Source organism: Streptomyces diastatochromogenes (genome assembly GCF_002242805.1).
Taxonomy (GTDB): Bacteria; Actinomycetota; Actinomycetes; order Streptomycetales; family Streptomycetaceae; genus Streptomyces; species Streptomyces diastatochromogenes.
Map to the genome: position 1 here is coordinate 662,963 of NZ_MCGQ01000007.1, position 18,994 is coordinate 681,956.

The following is an 18,994-nucleotide window of genomic DNA, read 5'->3' on the forward strand; positions in this document are numbered from 1 at the left end:
GCCCCTCAGTCCCATTCCAGGCCGCCGCGCCGCCATACGTACGCGTACGCGACGAAGACGGTGAGCACGAAGAGCAGCATCTCCACGAGCCCGAAAACACCCAGGGCGTCGAAGGTGACGGCCCAGGGGTAGAGGAAGACGATCTCGATGTCGAAGACGATGAAGAGCATCGCCGTCAGGTAGTACTTGATGGGGAAGCGCCCGCCGCCGGCCGGCGTGGGGGTCGGCTCGATACCGCACTCGTAGGCCTCGAGCTTGGCGCGGTTGTACCGCTTCGGACCGATCAGCGTGGCCATGACCACGGAGAAGATCGCAAAGCCTGCCCCGAGGGCTCCCAGTACGAGGATGGGCGCATACGCGTTCACCGCTCCTCGCTCCTCTCAGTCGGCACTGACTGGTGGCGGTTGCACTGGGCTCACACCCGCCTCACCGGTCCCACGAGCCCCGCTCGTCCCGGGCGAAGATCGAGAACATGTGAAGCAGGTCACAAGCCCAACTGCCTCGCATCTTATGCCCGCCGCTCTGTGATCTGCGACACGGGGTATTACACAAGCTTTGTGATCTCCACCACCTGACGAAGGATCATGAAGTCGGATGATGGGTGATCTTCGTACGCGAAGCGTTCAGGTGATCACCAGAAGTGACATTTTCGCTCGTCATCGCAGGCCACGAAGGGCGTCTCCATATCAAGAGAGTTCCGCTGCATGCAAATTGGTGCTGGACCCGGCGTCCTGATAGAGGACCGCGTTCACACATCAGAGGGAGCGCCGAGGCGAGATGTGGACGCGCGGCGAATGCGTGCACACGTTCACGAAGTCCCGCCCGCGCGTGACGCCGCCCTTCCGGTAACCGTTCCGTGACCTCCGCCACATCCATGAGAGCGGTCTGAGAACCGGGCTTGGCCATCCACCCGAACCAGTGGTAGGTGCGGGGCAATTCGGACGTAATGATCAAAGACCGTGATCAAGGGCTTGATCGCGGGCGTCCGCAATGTCCGTTACGGCGTCAATAAAGAGCGACACGCCCGGGCTTTGAGGTCTCGATTGAACAACTGTGGCGCAGCACACGTTTCTTGAAGATATGAAGGAGCCCCTGGTACCGGTTATTCCCATGTCCCACACCGCTCACATACGCAGCCACCGGAAGCCCCGCCGCAGCGCGTCGACCATCGCCGTGCGGGCCGGAGTTGCCGGTGGCGTCCTCAGCACCCTGGCAGTCGCCGGGGCGTCCGGTTCGGCGAACGCTGCCGAGCCGGTGACGCAGACCCTCGAACTGCCCACCCTGACGGCCGACCTGGCCGCTCAGGTCGCCCAGTCCGCGGACGCCACGCAGCAGACCGCCGCGAACTACCAGCTGCAGGCTGAGCGTGACCAGGCCGCCGCAAACGCCGCGAAGCAGGCCAAGGCGGACCTCGCGGACGCCAAGCAGAAGGCCGCGGAGGCCAAGAAGAAGGCTCAGGAGGCCGCCCGCAAGGCCGCCGCCGAGCGTGCCTCGCGCAACGCTGAGCGGACGACGCTCTCCACCACGGCGAGCACCTCCACCGGCACGGCCACCGGTTCGGCCGCGGCCGTCGTCGCCTTCGTGAAGGCGCAGATCGGCAAGGCGTACGTCTCCGGCGCCACCGGCCCGTCCGCCTACGACTGCTCCGGTCTGGTGCAGACGGCCTTCAAGCAGGTGGGCATCAGCCTGCCGCGCGTCTCCCAGGACCAGTCGACGGCCGGCACCCAGGTGTCGCTGAGCAACCTGCAGCCGGGCGACATCCTGTACTGGGGCAGCGCGGGCAGTGCGTACCACGTCGCGGTGTACGTGGGCGACGGCATGTTCGTCGGCGCGCAGAACCCGTCCAGCGGCGTCGGGGAGCACCCGCTGTCGTACGACCCGCCGACCGGCGCCGTGCGGGTGCTCTGAGCACTCAGCACGCCACACACGCGCGTAGGGCCGCAGCCGCTCGGGGGCAGCGGCCCTTCGGGCTCACCCCGAACTCACCCCGAACTCATCTCGACCGCTCATTTCCGGGTCGATCCGGGCAAGTTCGCCCCATTGGGCTCATTGGGCTCATCCCAGGTCGAAGGTGTTGGGCAGCCCCAGCCGGTAGCGCAGCTCGTCGACGCGTTTGAGCGGCTCCATCTCGGGTGGGCTGAACAGTTCCCAGATCCGGCAGCGCTCGCTGCCCGAGCCGTCCGCGTCCAGGAGCGCGTTGACGGCCCGTCGCGCGGATTCGTTGGCGCCCTCCATCGTCGCGAGGTCGACATCCGTGCGGACGTAGTCGCCGGCGAGGAAGAAGTTGGGCACCGCCGTCTTCGCCGACGGGCGGTTGTAGAGCGTGCCCGTGGGGTGGATCAGGAGCTGTTCCCGGTTCTGCGGGTCGGGGCCGCCCAGGCCGGTCACCGCGGGGTCCATGAACCAGCCGAGCCGGTCCTCGTCCCTGAGTGTCGTCCTGCCGGAGTCGTTCACCCCGTCCTTCAGCTGGGCCCACAGCTCGGCGACGATCTCCTCCTTGGTGCAGGCGCGGGCCGTCTTGCCGTACAGAATGCCGGGCTTGTCCCACTCGGAGATGATCGCCGACAGGCAGTCGTGGGCCTGTCCGTCCCCGTAGTCGCGCGAGAAGTCCCGTACGTCCCAGAACTGGGCCTGGCCGATGCCCGTCACCGCCCAGGGTGAGTCGAGGCAGTTGATGTGCCCGTGGACGACGGGTGTGGGCGTGCGCAGATAGAACTGGACGCCGGTCATCCAGTCGGTCTTCAGCGCGTCGCAGCGGCCGAACTGCGGGTCGGCGGCGCGCAGGGACCGGCCCCAGGTCGCGCGGGCGTGTTCGACGGGCAGTGCGGAGACGTAGTGGTCGGCGGTGACCGTGCGCTCCTGGCCGCCGTCCCGGGCCGAGACGCGGACGCCGGTCACCCGGCCGCCCTCGTGGACCACCTCACGCACCTGCGTGCCGAGCACGAACTCGACGCCGAGGGAGCGCAGGCGCCTCTCCCAGGGGTCGATCCAGGCCTCGCTGGTGGGGGCGTTGAGGACACGGTCGATGTCGGCGTCGCCGTCCATGCCGCCGAGCAGACCCCACAGGAGCAGGGCCTCGATGATGACCCGGCCGACGGTGCGGGTGGAGGCGATCTCGGCGCGGGTGGCCACCAGGTTGCGGGTCTGGCCGATACCGAGGACGACCTGGTACTCCCTGCTCATCTCGCCGGCCCGGATGAAGTCCCACCAGGCCGTCTTCTCCCACTGGTCCTCGCGGCGGGCGTCACAGCTGGTGAGGTGGACCAGGAGGCGGTCGGCGAAGTAGGCGGCCTCGTGGGCCGGCAGGCGGGTGCCGAGGTCCAGTACGGACAGGATCTGGTCGCGGAGCCAGGTCGGGGTGATGTCCCCGGGTGCGGGCGGGGTGGTGACCCGCCGCAGGGGGAAGTGCAGGTCAGGGCGGCCGGAGCCGCGGGCGAACAGGGCCTCCGTGCCGCTGCGGAGGTTGTCGTGGACGCCGTTCGCGTTGCCGGGGACGGGGATGCGGCGCATCGTGTCCGGCAGGTTCCGGTAGAAGCCGGGGAAGAAGCGGAAGCCGTGTTCGCCGGGGAGCGGTTTGCGGCCGTCGGTGCCGGTGCCGGGGACGTCCATCGAGCGGGCCTTGCCGCCGAGGTGGTCGTAGTACTCGTAGACGGTGACGGCGTAGCCGCGTTCGGCGAGTTCGTGGGCGGCGCTGAGGCCGGAGACCCCGCCGCCGAGGACGGCGACGCGCTTTCCGGCCGCCCGGGGCGCCGCTGCCGCCGTCGGGGCCGCTGCTAAGCCGGCAGCACCGGTGACACTCCCGGCGACCGCTCCCCCCGCCGCCGTCAGGAAGCGCCTCCGGGAGGGCGTGGCGTGCCCCTGTGACTGCTGCGCGTGTTCTGTTGTCATGAGTACCGGAGGGTAGGGAGGGGCTCCGGAAGCCGGAAGCCCGTAGCCCTGTCACCCACAGCATCCTCACAAACACAGGGAGACACAGCGATGCCACGTGTGTTCGTCCAGGGCAGTCCCGCCGACCACTACCCGCGTTTCGCCCCCGAGGCCGGGCGCGGTGCGGTGCGCCGTATCACCGAGGTCGGCGAGGAGGTCCTGCACAAGCCGTGCCGGGATGTCACGGAGTTCGGGCCCGATCTCGCCGCGCTCATCGACGACATGTTCCTCACGATGTATGTCGCCGAGGGGGCGGGGCTGGCGGCGAATCAGGTCGGGGTCGATCTGCGCCTGTTCGTGTACGACTGCCCCGATGATGACGGAGTCCGACATGTCGGGCACATTGTCAATCCGGTGCTGGAGTCCGCCCCGGTCGGAAGGCGGCTGATCGACGAGGGCGAGGGGTGCCTGTCGGTACCGGGTGCCGTGATGGCCGTACCTCGGCCCGAGCGTGCCGTCGTGCGCGGGCAGGACAAGGACGGCCGTCCCCTGGTCGTCGAGGGCACGGGGTACTTCGCACGCTGCCTCGCCCACGAGACCGACCACACCAACGGCTACATCTACCTGGACCGGCTCTCCAAGCGGGAGAAAAAGGACGCGCTGCGGCAGATGGCGGACCGGCGGGACGAGGTGTTCGCCCGCCGGTCCGCCAACGCTGCGGCCCTCAGCGCCTGATCACGCGCGCCTGATCACGCGCGGCTCATCACGCGCGGCTCATCACGCGCGCCTGATCACGCCTTCGGAGCCACCTTGCTCAGGCCGTTGATGATGCGGTCCATCGCGTCGCCGCCCGTGGGGTCGGTGAGGTTCGCGAGGAGCTTGAGGGTGAACTTCATCAGCACCGGGTGGGTGAGGCCGCGCTGGGCGGCGATCTGCATGACCTTCGGGTTGCCGATGAGCTTCACGAAGGCGCGGCCGAGGGTGTAGTAGCCGCCGTAGGTGTCCTTGAGGACCTGCGGGTAGCGCCGCAGGGCGATCTCGCGCTGCGCGGGCGTGGCCCGCGCGTGGGCCTGGACGATGACGTCGGCGGCGATCTGGCCGGACTCCATGGCGTAGGCGATGCCCTCGCCGTTGAAGGGGTTCACCAGGCCGCCGGCGTCGCCGACGAGCAGCAGGCCCTTGGTGTAGTGCGGCTGGCGGTTGAAGGCCATGGGGAGGGCGGCGCCGCGGATCGGACCGGTCATGTTCTCGGGGGTGTAGCCCCAGTCCTCGGGCATGGACGCGCACCAGGCCTTGAGGATCTCGCGCCAGTCCAGCTCCTTGAAGGCGGCCGAGGTGTTGAGCACGCCGAGGCCCACGTTGGAGGTGCCGTCGCCCATGCCGAAGATCCAGCCGTAGCCGGGCAGCAGGCGGTCCTGGGCGCCGCGCCGGTCCCACAGCTCCAGCCAGGACTCCAGGTAGTCGTCCTCGTGGCGCGGCGAGGTGAAGTACGTGCGCACCGCGACGCCCATCGGGCGGTCCTCGCGGCGGTGCAGGCCCATCGCCAGGGACAGGCGGGTGGAGTTGCCGTCGGCGGCGACGACGAGCGGCGCGTGGAAGGTGACCTCGCGCTTCTCCTCGCCGAGCTTGGCGGTCACGCCCGTGATACGGCCGGTGCGGTCGTCGATGACGGGGCCGCTGACGTTGCAGTGCTCGTACAGCCGCGCTCCCGCCTTCTGGGCCTGGCGGGCGAGTTGCTCGTCGAAGTCGTCGCGCTTGCGGACGAGGCCGTAGTCGGGGAAGGAGGCGAGATCGGGCCAGTCGAGCTGGAGACGGGAGCCGCCGCCGATGATGCGCAGGCCCTTGTTGCGCAGCCAGCCCGCCTCTTCGGAGATGTCGACGCCCATCGCCACGAGCTGCTTGACCGCGCGGGGGGTGAGGCCGTCGCCGCAGACCTTCTCCCGGGGGAACTCGGTCTTCTCCAACAGGAGGACGTCGAGTCCGGCCTTGGCGAGGTGGTACGCGGTGGTGGAGCCGGCTGGCCCCGCCCCCACGACGATCACATCGGCGGTGTTGTCGGAGAGGGGCTCGGTCACGGCGGGATCTCCCCAAGGTTCAAAATCTGCGTGCCGACCGGCACTGGACATGGGCAGTCTATTCAGCAGAATTGATCACCCGGCTGAAGGGCTGCCCTGTGAACAAGGCTCTCCCCGCAGTAAGTCTGCGCGTACCCACCGACGAGGACGCGTTCGCCTGGCACCGGGTCTTCGCCGACCCCGAGGTCATGGAGTTCCACGGCGGCAGGTCCGCCGAACTCTCGGTCTACGAGGAGCTGACCGCACGCCAGCGCCGGCACGACGCGGAGCGGGGATTCTGTCTGTGGTCGGTGCTGGACGACTCCGGTGACGTCGTCGGTTTCACCGGGGCCCAGCCGTGGCCGCACGAGTGGGGGCCGTCGGGCGAGATCGAGATCGGCTGGCGGCTGGGCCGGGCGCACTGGGGCCGGGGATACGCCACAGCGGCCGCCGAGGCCACCCTGGAGCGACTGCGGGCGGCGGGGGTGCCGCATGTGGTGGCGATGGTCGACGCGCGCAACGAACGCTCCATCGCGGTCACCCGGCGGCTCGGTATGCGGCTCACGGAGACGTTCGTGACCCCGTCCTCGGAGCGCGAGGGCCGCTGCTACCGCCTTGATCTGTGACTCAAAGTAACCAAGTGTTACAGAAAGCCACATGACGCTTCCCGGCGGCACGTGACCGGGTTACCCTGCCAGTACCGCTGGGGGTGACATCTGTGCCTATAACACCCAAAACACCCGAAGTGCGCGTTCCTCGTCTGGTCGGCCTCATGGCCATGGACGCGCGCGAAACGGCCCGGGCGCGGGGTCTGTTTCTCAATGCGCCGGACCGCCCGGACTTCCACCACACCGTCGTCGAGTACGTCGTACGCCAGTATCCGCAGCCCGGTGCCGAGGTGCCGCCGGACTCCATGGTGTACGTGTGGTTCGACTTCGGTGAGGGTGAGGGCGGCGGGGGCGTGCGCGAGCCACGCATCCCACGACCGCCCAGAGGCGGAATGCAACGCGAACTGGGCGAGCCCGGAGACGCCTTCGAGACGATCAACCGGTGAGACGCCGGCCCCGGCCTGAAGGAGTTCAGCTCTCCTTGAAGCCCCGGTGCAGCGCGACCACGCCGCCGGTCAGGTTGCGCCAGGCCACCTTCGACCAGCCCGCCTTGCGCAGCCGCTCGGCGAGGGCGGGCTGGTCGGGCCAGGCACGGATGGACTCGGCGAGGTAGACGTACGCGTCCGGGTTCGAGGACACCGCGCGCGCGACCGGCGGCAGGGCCCGCATCAGGTACTCGGTGTAGACGGTGCGGAACGGCGCCCACGTCGGGTGCGAGAACTCGCAGATCACCACCCGGCCGCCGGGCCGGGTCACCCGGTACATCTCGCGCAGGGCCGCGTCGAAGTCCTGCACGTTGCGCAGCCCGAAGGAGATCGTGACGGCGTCGAAGGTGTCGTCCTTGAACGGCAGCCGCGTCGCGTCGCCCGCCGTGAACGGCAGCCAGGTGTGCTTCTTCTTGCCGACCTGGAGCATCCCCAGGGAGAAGTCGCAGGGGACCACGTACGCGCCCGCCTGCGCGAAGGGCAGCGAGGAGGTCGCCGTACCGGCCGCGAGGTCGAGGATCTTCTGCGCGGGGCGCGCGTCGACCGCCTTCGCCACCTCCTTGCGCCAGCGCCGGTCCTGGCCGAGCGACAGCACGTCGTTCGTCAGGTCGTACCGTTCCGCCACGTCGTCGAACATCGAGGCGACTTCGTGCGGCTGCTTGTTCAGGGAAGCGCGGGTCACCCGCCCATTCTTGCAGCACGGCCTCCCGGGATCAGTCGCGGCTGCTGCTTCGCGGCCACGTCCTCCACCCAGCCGCACGCCAGGACGAAAACGGCGATCAGGACCCAGCCGATGCCGAACATGAACCACTGGCTGTCGAGAGGCAGGTACTTCTCGAAGGCGGGCACGTTCCAGAACTGGTCGATCAGGGGCACGGCCAGGATCAGCGCGATCTCGTGCCAGAGGTAGATCGTCACCGCGCGCGCGTTGAAGACGGTGACCGTCCGGTCGAGGCGGCGGAAGCGGGTGAGCCAGCCGAAGTCGATCCGGAAGTACGCCTTGGCCCACATCAGCAGCAGCACGAAGCCGGCCGACCAGAAGGCCTGCGCGAGGGGGTTCTCGTCGAGGTCGTACGTGCCGAAGTCCGCCTGGTGCGAGAAGGCGTACCAGCCGCCGTACCCCAGCGCGGCGAGCGCGAGGACGGCCACGAGAGCCGGCTTCATCCGCTGGAGCACGCCGTCGCGGTGGGCGAAGCCGAGGATCCAGCAGAAGAGGTACGTCGACAGGTCCCACAGGGCGCTGCCGAAGCGGTTGTCGGGGCCCGACCAGAGGAAGTTCAGCACCAGGATCGGGGTGAGGGACAGCAGCAGGACCGGGACCGGGGCGAGCCGGAAGATCCGCAGCAGCAGGGGAGAGAGCAGGACGAACCAGAGGTACGTGCGCAGGTACCAGAGGATGTCCCAGGCCTGCTCGCCCCATGCGTTGCCCGGGGGGTCGCCGAGCGGCACGATCCAGTAGACGATCTGCCAGCCGGGCATCCAGTCGTGGATCAGCATGGCGAGGACTACGAAGAGGCCCCAGAACCAGAAGGGGGGCAGGAGGCGGCGCAGGCGGCTCTTCAGGACCTTGGCGGCTGGGCGTTCCAGGGACTTCGCCATGAGGGTGCCGGCGAGGGCGAACATGATGCCCATCGAGGGGAAGACCATGCCGCACCAGGGCCAGCCGAAGGTGTGGTACGTCACCACGCGGATGAGGGCCGCTGCTCTGAGGGTGTCGAAGTAGCGGTCGCGGTTTTGGGGCTTCTCCAGCTGGGCGGTGTTTGAGGCGGCGCCCGGCGTTGTGGGCACAGCGGTAGCAGGAGCAGGCGCGCCTCGGCGATGGGAGCCCACCTCAGCTCACCCCCGCCGGTGTCCCGACCTCGCCGGTCCGCTTCAGTTTCTGCCAGCGCAGGCGGCCCCCGGTGAGGGCTGTGATGCAGGAGTGGATGAGGACGAGGTACATCATCTGGCGGTAGGCGAGTTGTTGCAGGGGCATCATCAGCAGGTAGCGGTACTTCTCGCGGTCGAGGTGGAAGGCGTAGGCCGCGCAGAGGAGCTGGATGCCCAGCACCGCGAGCCAGGCGTACAGGGCCGCCCGGAAGTCGACGAAGATCATCGAATAGACGGTGAAGACGTCGATGAGCGGGGCGAAGACCGGCGTGACGATCTGGAAGATCACCACCAGGGGCATGCCGACCCGGCCGAAGCGGCCCGAAGGCCCCTTGTCGGTCAGCGACTTGCGGTGCTTCCACAGGGCCTGCATCGTGCCGTACGACCAGCGGTAGCGCTGGGACCAGAGCTGCTTCAGCGAACCCGGTGCCTCGGTCCACGCGCGCGCGTGCTCCTGGTAGACGACCCGCCAGCCCGCGCGGTGCAGGGCGATGGTGATGTCGGTGTCCTCGGCGAGGGTGTCCTCGCTCATGCCGCCGACCTGGAGGACGGCTTCGCGGCGGAACGCGCCGATCGCGCCCGGGATCGTCGGCATGCAGCGCAGCAGGTCGTACATGCGCCGGTCGAGATTGAAGCCCATCACGTACTCGATGTGCTGCCAGGCGCCGATGACGGTGTCGCGGTTGCCGACCTTGGCGTTGCCGGCGACCGCGCCGACCTCGGGGTCGGCGAAGGGCTGCACGAGCTGCCGTACGGTGTCCGGCTCGAAGACCGTGTCGCCGTCCATCATCACGACGATGTCATGACTGGCGCTGCGGACGCCGTTGTTGAGGGCGGCCGGCTTGCCCGCGTTCTCCTGGCGGATGACCCGGACGTTCGACATGCCGAGCGACTCGGCCGCACTGCGCGCGATCTCGGACGTGCCGTCCGTCGAGCCGTCGTCGACCACGATGATCTCGATCGGATGGGTGCTCCGCGCCAGCGACTCAAGGGTGTTGGCGATGCACTCCTTCTCGTTGTACGCCGGGACGATCACGCTCACCGGACCGGCGACCGGCGGCCCCCAGGCGAACCTGCGTCTGTTGCGCTGCCGGAAGTGGCGGCGGGCCAGGATCAGCATCATCCCGAAGCGGCCCATGACGGCCACGCCCACGACGACCAGCCCGACCGAGAGCGCGGGTACGGTCCACTCGGCGACGGCGACGGCCGCGATGAGGGCCTTGCCCTCGTACAGGGTGATGCCGGTGGCCTTGCGGTGGGCGGCCTGGAGACGGTCGGTGCCGTTGCCGTCGGTGGTGCCCCGGAGGCCGGCGGCCGCGTTCCCGGTCTGTTCCCGCTGGGCCTGGCCCTGCTGGGCCTGATCCTGCTGGGCCTGTTCCCGTTCGGTCTGTTTCCGCTCCGTCGCCCGCTGCTTCTCGATGACCCCGCTGACGGTGGTGAAGGTGTAGCCCTTCGCCTTCATCATCTCGATGTACTGCGGAAGTGCCTTGATCGTCTGCGAGCGTTCGCCGCCCGCGTCGTGGAAGAGGACGGAGGCGCCCTTGGTGCCCTTGGGCGTGGCCCACTTGACGATCTTCGAGACGCCCGGCTTCTTCCAGTCGTCGCTGTCGGTGTCGACGAACACGCTGGTGTAGCCGTCCTGTCCGAGCTTCTTGTAGACCGGCCAGCTGTAGTTGTCGATGGCGTCCGTCTCGGAGGAGTAGGGCGCGCGGAACAGGGTCGTGGTGATGCCCGCCGCCCCGGCGAGGGCGAGCTGTGTCTGCTCCATCTCGCGGCTGACGCGGGCGTCACTCTGGTACGACAGGTCGACGTGCGTGAAGGTGTGGATGCCGACCTCGTTGCCCTGCTGGACCATCGTCTTCACGATGCCCGGGTAGCGCGACACCATCGAGCCGACCAGGAAGAACGTGCCGGGGACGTCGTACTTGCGCAGGATCGCGAGGACCTGCGGGGTCCAGGTCGGGTTCGGGCCGTCGTCGAAGGTGAGCGCGATGGTCTTGGACGGGACGGAGACCGTGGTGGCCTGGCCGCCCCGGAAGGTCAGGATCGGGCCGCCGTTCAGGACCTTGTCGGGGACCTTGCTGGAGCTTGCGCCGGTGCGCACACGCTCGTCGCCGCCGACCTCGGCGCGCAGATAGCCGTCGAGCAGCATCACGCAGGTCAGTGCCAGCAGGAGCAGCAGGGCGAGGATGACGCGCGGGCGCTGCAGCGCCGCCGCCTTTCCTGCCGCCCGCTCGATACGGGTCGGGGCGCGCCTGCGGCCGCGGGGGGAGGGCGTGGGAGTGGGAGTGGTCATGACTGCCGCCTGCGCCCCGTCAGTTGCCGGCCGCGGACACGGACACGGACGCGGATACGGACGGAGACACGGATACGGACGGGGACGCAGATGCCGGCGGGGACACGGATACGGATGCGGAGGGAGACGGGAGGCCCGCCTGGCGGCCGATCCCGCCCTGCGGGCGGATGCCGCCCGGCCCCTGGCCGCCCTGGGCGTCGCCGAAGGGAAGCAGCGAGGACGGGCTGAGGGAGCTGCCCCAGCCCATGAAGGCGGCGCCGAGCACGCCCGCGTACGTGAGGCAGACGACGCCGATGAGCAGGCCGATCCGGCGCAGCACCTTCGAGCGGCGTCCGCTGGAGTCAACGAACACGGGCCCCTCGACGGACCCGTTGCCATGTTTGCGACGGCGACCACGCCTGACGGCGCGACTTTCGATGGCGGGTTCGGAATGCATTCCTCGGATATTAGGCAGCCTTTATGTGGGCCTTTCTCATGGATTCTTGTGAGCCACCCATGAAAGACCTGCCAAGCTGTATTTTTCCTGAGGATGCCCAGGTGGGCCGCATGAAGATGTGAGACATTCTCCTCCAGGAAACCAATTCTGTTTCCATCTTGAGACAGGAATCACGAGAGCGGGTATGTGTGCGATGAGGAGTTCCCTGACGTGGATCACCGGGGTCACCTGCATGTTTGCAGTCGCTGTGACCGGGTGCTCGGCTCAGACCGGAAGCACGTCCGCCCACGCCTCCTATGCCCCCGATTACGCCCCCGACTACGCCCCCTACGTCAGTGCCACCGAGACCTCCGCCACCGACTCCGCCGGATCCCCGGCGACGTACAACCTCGCCTTCGTGATCTCGGGCGGCGGCGACTGCACGCCGAAGTGGAACGGCACCGAGGCGATCGGCGACTCCGCCGTGAAGTCCCGGATCTCACGGCTGAAGCGGGACGGCGCCACGGTCCGGGTCTCCTTCGGCGGCGCCTCCGGCAAGGAGCTGGCCGCCACCTGCGGCAGCGCCTCCGCACTGGCGGCCGCCTACGCGAAGGCGCTGGACGCTGCCGGCTCCACGCAGGCCGACTTCGACATCGAGGGCGACGAGCTGACCGACTCCGGCTCGGTCGCCCTGCGCTCGAAGGCGATAGCCCGACTGCAGCGGGAGCGGCCCGACGTGGAGGTCTCCTTCACCCTCCCGGTGATGCCCTCCGGGCTCGACGCGGACGGCCTCGCGCTGCTGGAGTCCGCGAACACGTACGACGTCCAGGTCTCCACCGTCAACGTCATGACGATGAACTACGGCGAGTCGTACACCGGCGACATGGGCGACTACGCCCTCACCTCGGCCAAGGCCGCGCACGCCCAGCTGAAGAAGGTGTTCGGGCTGTCCGACGCGGACGCGTGGCGGGGCATGGCGCTCACCTCGATGATCGGCGTCAACGACGTGGACGGGGAGACGTTCACGCTCTCCGACGCCGCGCAGGTGCGGAAGTTCGCCGAGGAGAAGGAGATCGCCTGGGTGTCGATGTGGTCGAGCTTCCGCGACCGGCAGTGCGCGGACGGAGAGTCCGATCAGGACGACGCGGCGACCGACTGCAGTGGGGTGAGCCAGAGTTCGGGGGCGTTCGGGGAGCGGTTCTCCGGTTGAGCCCGGTCAGCGGCCGCGGTACACCAGCCGCCCGCCGATCACGGTCGCCACGCAGGTCCCGGCGCCGCGCCGGACCAGTTCGGCCCGGTCCGCGACGTCGAACACGGCGAATCGGGCGGGACCGCCCGGCACCAGCCTCGGCAGCAGGATCAGCGGGGTCGGGGACAGGGCCGCCGGGCCCGGCAGTCGGTCCGGCCGCTGTCCCATCGCGAGCCCGGCCCTGCGCACCGCGTCGGCCGCGGCCCGCGACCGCAGCTCCCCGGCGACCGCCACCGTGCCGTGCGCCAGCATCCGCTGCACCCCGCGCCGCGCGCTCGCGCCGAGGCGTGCGGGGTCGGCACGGAAGATCTCCCGCGCCCGCGCCCCGACGATGGGCTCGGTGCCGAGCACATCGGCCTCGCGCGGGTCGGGGTGGTAGGTGGCCTCCAGCAGCTCCGGGCCGTACGGGTTCAGCAGTCCCGGGGTGAGGATGCCGGGCCAGCGCCGGACCCGCGCCCGGGGCTCGGCGGCGGCCAGTTCCTCGTACGGGCCGACGGCGGCGATGGACGCCCCGTCGACCAGGACAGCGGCCTCCGGAGACCGCTCGGCGAGGTGGAGTGTCAGCACAGCAGGGTCAGTTGGACGCCAGCAGCTTCAGCTCGGGGTGCGCCGTGCCGCCCTCGATCGCCGTCGACGAGATGTGCGACATCACCCGCTCGTCGACGGGGTCGTTCGCCGGGTCGTCGTGCACGACGAGGTGCTCGTAGGTCGTGGCGCGCTGGGCCGGGACGCGGCCCGCCTTGCGGATGAGGTCGATGATCTCGAGCCGGTTGGAGCGGTGCTTGGCGCCGGCCGAGGAGACCACGTTCTCCTCCAGCATGATCGAGCCGAGGTCGTCCGCGCCGTAATGCAGGGACAGCTGGCCGACCTCCTTGCCGGTCGTGAGCCAGGACCCCTGGATGTGCTGGATGTTGTCCATGAACAGGCGGGCGATCGCGATCATCCGCAGGTACTCGAAGAGGGTCGCCTGCGTACGGCCCTTCAGGTGGTTGTTCTCGGGCTGGTAGGTGTACGGGATGAAGGCGCGGAAGCCGCCCGTGCGGTCCTGTACGTCCCGGATCATGCGCAGGTGCTCGATGCGCTCGGCGTTCGTCTCGCCCGTGCCCATGAGCATGGTGGAGGTGGACTCCACGCCCAGCTTGTGCGCGGTCTCCATGATCTCCAGCCAGCGCTCGCCGCTCTCCTTGAGGGGCGCGATGGCCTTGCGGGGGCGCTCGGGGAGGAGTTCGGCGCCGGCGCCCGCGAAGGAGTCCAGACCCGCCTCGTGGATGCGGGTGATGGCCTCTTCCACCGACACGCCCGAGATCCGGGCCATGTGCTCGACCTCGGAGGCGCCCAGCGAGTGGATCACCAGCTGCGGGAAGGCGTCCTTGATGGCCTTGAAGTGCTTCTCGTAGTACTCGACGCCGTAGTCCGGGTGGTGGCCGCCCTGGAACATGATCTGGGTGCCGCCCAGCTCCACCGTCTCCGCGCACCGGCGCAGGATGTCGTCGAGGTCACGGGTCCAGCCCTTGGCGGTGTCCTTGGGGGCCGCGTAGAAGGCGCAGAACTTGCACGCCGTGACGCACACGTTCGTGTAGTTGATGTTGCGCTCGATGATGTACGTCGCGATGTGCTCGATGCCCGCGTACTTGCGGCGGCGTACGGCGTCGGCGGCGGCGCCCAACGCGTGCAGCGGGGCGTCGCGGTAGAGGACGAGCGCCTCTTCCGGGGTGATCCGCCCACCGGCAGCGGCACGGTCGAGGACAGACTGGAGGTCGGCCTTCTCGGTCACCAGGGTCCCTTTCGTCAAGGGTTGCGGACGGACCGAACCAGCCTACGCCAGGCGTTTGCGCAGCCCGCGTTCAGGCTGCGTACGCGCCGATCAGCAGCCCGGCGAAGGCTCCGGCGATGAGGAAGGGCCCGAACGGGATCGCCGTCTTGCGGCCCGCTCGGCGCGCGACGACGAGTGCGCCGCCATAGAGCGCCCCGAGCAGGAAGCCGGCGAAGGTGCCGAGCAGGACCGTCGGCCAGCCGTACCAGCCGAGGACGGCGCCCATGCCGAGGGCCAGTTTCACGTCGCCGAAGCCCATGCCGGCCGGGTTGATGAGCCAGAGCACGTAGTAGCCGCCGCCGAGCGCGAGGGCGCCGTACAGCGCGGTGGGCCAGTGGCCGGCGTGCTCGGGCAGCAGCGCGACGAGGCCGAGCAGGGCGAGCCCGGCGGCCGCGAGCGGCAGGGTCAGCGGGTCGGGCAGCCGCCGCACCCGCAGGTCGACGGCGGCCAGCAGCACCCACACCGGCGCGAGCAGCAGCCAGACGGCCAGCTCGGGCCGGGTGCCGGTGGCGGCGGCGAGGGCGGCGCAGGTGAGGGCGGTGGCGGTGGTGAGGGCGGCGGCCGCCTGGTACGACGGCTGCGCGCACTCCCCGCACCGCGCCCGTCCGAGCCACCCGCGGATCGGATGCCCGCCCGGACACCGCTCCCGCCACGGCTCCTCATCCGGGGCGGCGAAGCGGTAGGCGGCCCGGGGCAGCAGCGCGCCCGCCACCACGCCCCACAGCGCGGCGACGAGGACCAAGGCGCCCATGCTCATGGGGGAGAACCTCCTAGCCGACCTTCGACATCCGGGACACCGGGTCGCCCTCGGCCGCGCTCTCCGCGGAGTACTGGAGGTCGTCGCCGACCGGCATCAACTCCACCGGGTGCGGTGCGGGATCGCAGCCGACGTGGTTGCCCGTGGCGCCCACCGAGGTCGCCACGATGCGGCTCTTCGTGACCTGCTTCAGGGTGAGGATGTCGGTACAGACGGCGCCGATCGCGTCGGTCTGCTTGAGCCGTCCCAACTCCTTGCCTACGGCGGCCTGGTGGACGGTGATCCGGAAGGTGCCCATGTCCAGGCTGCCGCCGAGTCCGGTGGCCCGGCCCTCCCAGGTGCCGAGGTAGCGGGCCGGGATCGCGCCCGGGGCTGCGCTCGGCTCCTGTGAGTAGCCGTTGGCGGGTGCCGACGTTGAGGAGGAGTCGGAGGTGGCGGGTGCACTGCCCGCCGTGTCGTTGTCCCCGCCGGCCCACGGCCGCAGCAGCGCCCCGAGCCCCACGGCCGTCGCGGCCAGCGCCCCCGCCACGGCCAGCGCGACGGTGCAGCTCACCCGCCGCCCGCGCCCGCTCTCTCCCGGCCCGGAGTCCGCCGCCACGCTGACGCTGACCTTCCCGGGAGCCGGCACCGCGTCCTGCGGTGGAGTCGGCGACGGCACGGCCGGAGCCTCGGACGGCACCGGAGGAGTCATCACCGGAGCCGGACCGAACTCCCCCGCGGCCGACGCCGGCTCGCCCGCGACCACCCCGGATTCCCCGCCCACCGAAGGGCTGCTGAACCGCACCGGACCTGACGGCGCCGACTCTGTCGTCTCCAGGTTCAGAAGGTGTACGGCGCTGCGGCTGACCTGTTCCACCAGCACGCCCGGCAGCCAGCCGCCGGTGACCAGGCGGGCGGCGCCCTCGGGTGCGAGCCTGCGGGCCAGTTCGGCCGGGGTCGGGCGGGCGGTCGGGTCCTTCGCCAGGCAGACGGCCGCGGCCTCCCGCAACTCGCCGGTGAGGTCCCCGAGTTCCGGTTCCTCGTGGACGACCTTGTAGAGCAGCGCGGCCGAGGAGTCGCCGGGGAAGGGCGGCTCACCGGTCGCCGCGTACGCCAGGACCGCGCCGAGGGAGAAGACGTCCGCCGCGCCCGTGACCCCCTTGCCGAGGATCTGCTCGGGGGACATGTAGCCGGGCGAGCCGACGGAGACGCCGGTCGACGTCAGGGACGCCGTACCGTCCGTGGCGCGCGCGATGCCGAAGTCGATCAGCAGCGGGCCGTCCAGGGTCAGCAGGACGTTGGAGGGCTTCACGTCCCGGTGGACGAGGCCCAGTTCGTGCACCGCCGTCAGCGCCTCGGCGAGGCCCGCGCCCAGGGCCCGTACGGTGTGCGAAGGCAGCGCGCCGCCGTCCCGGACGGCCGCGGCGAGGGAGGGGCCGGCCGCGTAGGCGGTGGCGACCCAGGGCACGGCAGCCTCCGGGTCCGCGTCGAGGACGGGCGCGGTCCAGGCGCCGCCGACCCGGCGGGCGGCCTCCACCTCGCGCCGGAAGCGGGCCCGGAACTCCTCGTCCAGCGCGAAGTGCGGATGCACGATCTTCACCGCGACCGTACGGCCGCCCGCGCTGCGGCCCAGGTAGACCCGGCCCATACCGCCGGAGCCGAGCCGGCCGAGCAGCCGGTAGGGCCCGACAGCGGCCGGTTCGTCGGCTCCGAGCGGCTCCATGGCGTCCACCTCTCCCCCGCAACGCCTCACTGCCCGCAGCCTAGGCCCTGTCGTCGAACTCCCGCCTGCCCGCGACGCCGTGCACGCCCTCGGGCCGCACCTGGCGGCAGCGACATCGGCCGGCGATCACCCGTAGAGCGAGCGGGCTCCCGGGCTGTTTCCCTTGAAGCGCCGGCCCGCGGCGATCTCCTCGCCGACCACCGACCAGACGGTCTCGTCGTCCTGGAAGGGGAGCGGGTCGATGCCGCTCGTCCCCTGACGGATGCGCTCGACCTCGCGGTCCAGGCGCTCGAAGTCGGCTTCCTCGTCGCCGTCGTCGCCGCTGAAGGTGAACTCGTCGAGCAGGCGCTGGAACCGGAGTGTGACCTGGACGAGGGAGGAGACGTCCGTGTGGAGTTCCCGCACGGTCTCCTCGTCGGGGTCGAAGGCGTGCACCTTGCCGGACACGGGGTCGAGGGCGAGGTGGGCGTTGAGCAGCCAGCCGATGACGGGCCAGTCACCCGCGTCCTCCGCGGCGTCCTCGAAGTCCTCGACGTGGACGAGGTCCTGGACGAGGTGCAGCCGACCGGTGTCCTCGTCGGGCTCACGCAGCCAGAGCGTCCCGGTGGGGGACGCCGACGGTCTGCAGAAGGCGGGCGCCCTCGGTGTCCGCGGTGGAGGGCGGGAAGGCGGTGGCGGGCAGGGTCGCCAGCCGGTCCTCGCCGAAGATGTCGCCGAGTTCGCCGCGGGTGACGTCGAAAAGCACTGCCGGAACTCCGAACTCCGCGGCGACTCGGGCGCCGTAGGACTCTCTGCGGATGGAAGCGGTCCCGCCCTCCGGGCGGACGACGGGAGTTTGACGGCAGGGCTTGGTGCCGTGGCGATCACGGCTGCAGCAGGTCCACCTTCACGTCCGCCGGGAAGCCGGTCGTCGGGCCCACCCGGCGGGCGAACTCGGCGACCGCCGCCAGCTGCGACTCGCCGAAGCTGAAGTCGAGGGTGGTGAAGTACTGCTCCAGGGTCGCCTCGTCGAAGGCCTCCCAGCGCGAGGCCTGTTCGGCGACCTTGCCGACCTCCTCCAGGGAGAGGTTGCGGGAGGCGAGGAAGGCCTCGTGGACCTGGCGGGTGAGGGCCGGCTCCCGCTCCAGGTAGTCGCGTCGGGCCGCCCAGACCGCGAAGACGAACGGCAGGCCGGTCCACTCCTTCCACATCGCCCCGAGGTCGTACACGTCCAGGCCGAGCTTGGGCCCGTAGTGCAGGTTGGCGCGCAGGGCCGCGTCGCCGATGAGGACGGCGGCGTCCGCCTCCTGCATCATCAGGCCGAGGTCGGGCGGGCAGGTGTAGTAGTCGGGCCGCACGCCGTACCGCTCGGCCAGCAGGAGCTGGGCGAGGCGGACCGAGGTGCGGGAGGTCGAGCCGAGGGCGACCCGGGCGCCGTCCAGCCGGTCGAGCGGAACCTGCGAGACGATCACGCAGGACATCACCGGGCCGTCGCAGCCGACGGCGATGTCCGGGAAGGCGACCAGATCGTCGGCGTTGCGCAGGAACTCGACCAGGGTGACGGGCCCGATGTCGAGGTCGCCGCGCACGAGCTGCTCGCTGAGCTTTTCCGGGGTGTCCTTGGTCAGCTCGAAGTCGAGGAGCGTGCCGGTTCTCGCGAGCCCCCAGTAGAGGGGCAGGCAGTTCAGGAACTGGATGTGGCCGACGCGCGGCCGGGTGCGAGAATTGTCCACATCGCGAGACTAGACCCCGTGCTGTACCGTGCTGAGACCGGCCCCACCGTCAACACACCCGTCCGGCTGTTCAAACATTCGGGTGACGTGATCTTGACCTCTATTGCTTTCGGCTGCCCGCGTGCTAGGCTCGCCGCAAGTTGCAGTTTGGTTTCCCTTGCAGTACA

17 protein-coding genes and 1 pseudogene are annotated in these 18,994 nt (G+C 70.1%); 5 read left to right on the plus strand and 13 right to left on the minus strand.

Annotation, left to right across the window (positions count from 1 at the left end; all coding sequences use genetic code 11):
* Positions 1-5 precede the first annotated feature (5 nt).
* On the minus strand, positions 6-365 hold the full coding sequence (locus BEK98_RS07620) for an NADH-quinone oxidoreductase subunit A (protein WP_007383963.1): 360 nt from the start codon (positions 363-365) through the stop codon (positions 6-8).
* A gap of 745 nt (positions 366-1,110) precedes the next feature.
* Here BEK98_RS07620 and BEK98_RS07625 point away from each other — a divergent pair.
* Complete coding sequence (locus BEK98_RS07625) at positions 1,111-1,908, plus strand: C40 family peptidase (protein ID WP_094215592.1); 798 nt, start codon at positions 1,111-1,113, stop codon at positions 1,906-1,908.
* Positions 1,909-2,055: 147 nt separating this feature from the next.
* On the opposite strand, the gene BEK98_RS07630 is transcribed toward BEK98_RS07625, so the two are convergent.
* Complete coding sequence (locus BEK98_RS07630) at positions 2,056-3,888, minus strand: hydroxysqualene dehydroxylase (protein ID WP_094215593.1); 1,833 nt, start codon at positions 3,886-3,888, stop codon at positions 2,056-2,058.
* Positions 3,889-3,978: 90 nt separating this feature from the next.
* Here BEK98_RS07630 and def point away from each other — a divergent pair, with 90 nt between their 5' ends.
* On the plus strand, positions 3,979-4,602 hold the full coding sequence (def, locus tag BEK98_RS07635; protein WP_094215594.1) for a peptide deformylase: 624 nt from the start codon (positions 3,979-3,981) through the stop codon (positions 4,600-4,602).
* Positions 4,603-4,658: 56 nt separating this feature from the next.
* On the opposite strand, the gene BEK98_RS07640 is transcribed toward def, so the two are convergent.
* Positions 4,659-5,993 carry a geranylgeranyl reductase family protein gene (locus BEK98_RS07640; protein ID WP_094215595.1) on the minus strand — a complete coding sequence of 445 codons (1,335 nt, stop codon included), beginning with the start codon at positions 5,991-5,993 and terminating at the stop codon, positions 4,659-4,661.
* A 47-nt stretch (positions 5,994-6,040) separates the two neighbouring features.
* Here BEK98_RS07640 and BEK98_RS07645 point away from each other — a divergent pair, with 47 nt between their 5' ends.
* Both BEK98_RS07645 and BEK98_RS07650 read left to right on the plus strand, forming a co-directional pair.
* Complete coding sequence (locus BEK98_RS07645; RefSeq protein WP_244201770.1) at positions 6,041-6,547, plus strand: GNAT family N-acetyltransferase; 507 nt, start codon at positions 6,041-6,043, stop codon at positions 6,545-6,547.
* Positions 6,548-6,666: 119 nt separating this feature from the next.
* Positions 6,667-6,975, plus strand: coding sequence for a PASTA domain-containing protein (locus tag BEK98_RS07650; protein WP_094215597.1), 309 nt, complete (start codon positions 6,667-6,669; stop codon positions 6,973-6,975).
* 25 nt (positions 6,976-7,000) lie between these two features.
* Here the strand turns inward: BEK98_RS07650 and BEK98_RS07655 are convergent, their stop codons facing one another.
* Genes BEK98_RS07655 through BEK98_RS07670 form a run of 4 tightly spaced genes read right to left on the minus strand, consistent with a single transcriptional unit; the run spans position 7,001 to position 11,531 of the window.
* Positions 7,001-7,696, minus strand: coding sequence for a demethylmenaquinone methyltransferase (locus tag BEK98_RS07655; protein WP_094215598.1), 696 nt, complete (start codon positions 7,694-7,696; stop codon positions 7,001-7,003).
* Positions 7,693-8,844, minus strand: coding sequence for an acyltransferase family protein (locus BEK98_RS07660; protein ID WP_425276593.1), 1,152 nt, complete (start codon positions 8,842-8,844; stop codon positions 7,693-7,695). Before BEK98_RS07660 ends, BEK98_RS07655 begins: the two co-directional genes overlap by 4 nt.
* A 1-nt stretch (position 8,845) precedes the next feature.
* Positions 8,846-11,179 carry a bifunctional polysaccharide deacetylase/glycosyltransferase family 2 protein gene (locus BEK98_RS07665; RefSeq protein ID WP_094215600.1) on the minus strand — a complete coding sequence of 778 codons (2,334 nt, stop codon included), beginning with the start codon at positions 11,177-11,179 and terminating at the stop codon, positions 8,846-8,848.
* 19 nt (positions 11,180-11,198) lie between these two features.
* Positions 11,199-11,531, minus strand: a complete 333-nt coding sequence (locus BEK98_RS07670; protein WP_094215601.1) for a hypothetical protein — start codon at positions 11,529-11,531, stop codon at positions 11,199-11,201.
* Between the two features lie 277 nt (positions 11,532-11,808).
* On the opposite strand from BEK98_RS07670, the gene BEK98_RS07675 reads away from it, so the two are divergent.
* Positions 11,809-12,804, plus strand: coding sequence for a chitinase (locus BEK98_RS07675; RefSeq protein ID WP_094215602.1), 996 nt, complete (start codon positions 11,809-11,811; stop codon positions 12,802-12,804).
* 6 nt (positions 12,805-12,810) lie between these two features.
* Here the strand turns inward: BEK98_RS07675 and BEK98_RS07680 are convergent, their stop codons facing one another.
* From BEK98_RS07680 to BEK98_RS07705, 6 genes and pseudogenes are all read right to left on the minus strand, one after another.
* Positions 12,811-13,410 carry an imidazolonepropionase-like domain-containing protein gene (locus tag BEK98_RS07680; RefSeq protein ID WP_094215603.1) on the minus strand — a complete coding sequence of 200 codons (600 nt, stop codon included), beginning with the start codon at positions 13,408-13,410 and terminating at the stop codon, positions 12,811-12,813.
* A 7-nt stretch (positions 13,411-13,417) separates the two neighbouring features.
* Positions 13,418-14,617: a cyclic dehypoxanthinyl futalosine synthase gene (mqnC, locus tag BEK98_RS07685; RefSeq protein ID WP_094215604.1), complete on the minus strand. Its 1,200-nt coding sequence runs from the start codon at positions 14,615-14,617 to the stop codon at positions 13,418-13,420.
* 70 nt (positions 14,618-14,687) lie between these two features.
* Positions 14,688-15,413, minus strand: a complete 726-nt coding sequence (locus tag BEK98_RS07690) for a prepilin peptidase (RefSeq protein ID WP_094215605.1) — start codon at positions 15,411-15,413, stop codon at positions 14,688-14,690.
* A 13-nt stretch (positions 15,414-15,426) separates the two neighbouring features.
* On the minus strand, positions 15,427-17,115 hold the full coding sequence (locus BEK98_RS07695; protein ID WP_094215606.1) for a serine/threonine-protein kinase: 1,689 nt from the start codon (positions 17,113-17,115) through the stop codon (positions 15,427-15,429).
* 126 nt (positions 17,116-17,241) lie between these two features.
* Positions 17,242-17,860 (minus strand): annotated as a pseudogene (locus BEK98_RS07700) (SUKH-4 family immunity protein).
* A 118-nt stretch (positions 17,861-17,978) separates the two neighbouring features.
* A complete protein-coding gene (locus tag BEK98_RS07705; RefSeq protein WP_094215607.1) occupies positions 17,979-18,827 on the minus strand; it encodes a menaquinone biosynthetic enzyme MqnA/MqnD family protein in 849 nt (282 codons plus the stop codon).
* Between the last annotated feature and the right edge of the window lie 167 nt (positions 18,828-18,994).

Coding starts and splice junctions, on each gene's coding strand:
- BEK98_RS07665 (WP_094215600.1), bottom strand. CDS start 11,179: ATGACCACTCCCACTCCCACGCCCTCCCCCCGCGGCCGCAGGCGCGCC.
- def (WP_094215594.1), top strand. CDS start 3,979: ATGCCACGTGTGTTCGTCCAGGGCAGTCCCGCCGACCACTACCCGCGT.
- BEK98_RS07675 (WP_094215602.1), top strand. CDS start 11,809: ATGAGGAGTTCCCTGACGTGGATCACCGGGGTCACCTGCATGTTTGCA.
- BEK98_RS07625 (WP_094215592.1), top strand. CDS start 1,111: ATGTCCCACACCGCTCACATACGCAGCCACCGGAAGCCCCGCCGCAGC.
- BEK98_RS07640 (WP_094215595.1), bottom strand. CDS start 5,993: ATGTCCAGTGCCGGTCGGCACGCAGATTTTGAACCTTGGGGAGATCCC.
- BEK98_RS07690 (WP_094215605.1), bottom strand. CDS start 15,413: ATGAGCATGGGCGCCTTGGTCCTCGTCGCCGCGCTGTGGGGCGTGGTG.
- BEK98_RS07695 (WP_094215606.1), bottom strand. CDS start 17,115: ATGGAGCCGCTCGGAGCCGACGAACCGGCCGCTGTCGGGCCCTACCGG.
- BEK98_RS07630 (WP_094215593.1), bottom strand. CDS start 3,888: ATGACAACAGAACACGCGCAGCAGTCACAGGGGCACGCCACGCCCTCC.